Below are 281 nucleotides of genomic sequence, written 5' to 3'. Positions count from 1 at the left end.
ACGACCGTGACCGGCGTGGAAATGTTCCGCAAGCTGCTGGACCAGGGTCAGGCGGGCGACAACGCCGGTCTGCTGCTGCGCGGTCTGAAGCGCGACGACGTGGAGCGTGGTCAGGTGCTGGCGAAGCCGGGCACGATCACCCCGCACACGGACTTCGAGGCTGAGGTGTACGTGCTGTCGAAGGACGAGGGTGGCCGTCATACCCCGTTCTTCAAGGGCTACCGTCCGCAGTTCTACTTCCGCACCACCGACGTGACCGGCGCGATCCAGCTGCCGGAGGG

At 66.5% G+C, this 281-nt stretch carries 1 protein-coding gene; it reads left to right on the top strand.

Annotated features, from left to right (window positions below):
* On the top strand, nucleotides 1-281 hold a 281-nt coding region (locus IHE46_RS16905; RefSeq protein ID WP_255430913.1), incomplete at both ends, for an EF-Tu/IF-2/RF-3 family GTPase.

It is taken from the genome of Rhodanobacter sp. DHG33 (assembly GCF_014843005.1).
Classification (GTDB): domain Bacteria; phylum Pseudomonadota; class Gammaproteobacteria; order Xanthomonadales; family Rhodanobacteraceae; genus Rhodanobacter_A.
The sequence above is the reverse complement of the archived record's forward strand: the minus strand, read 5'-3'. Positions and strand labels throughout refer to the sequence as shown.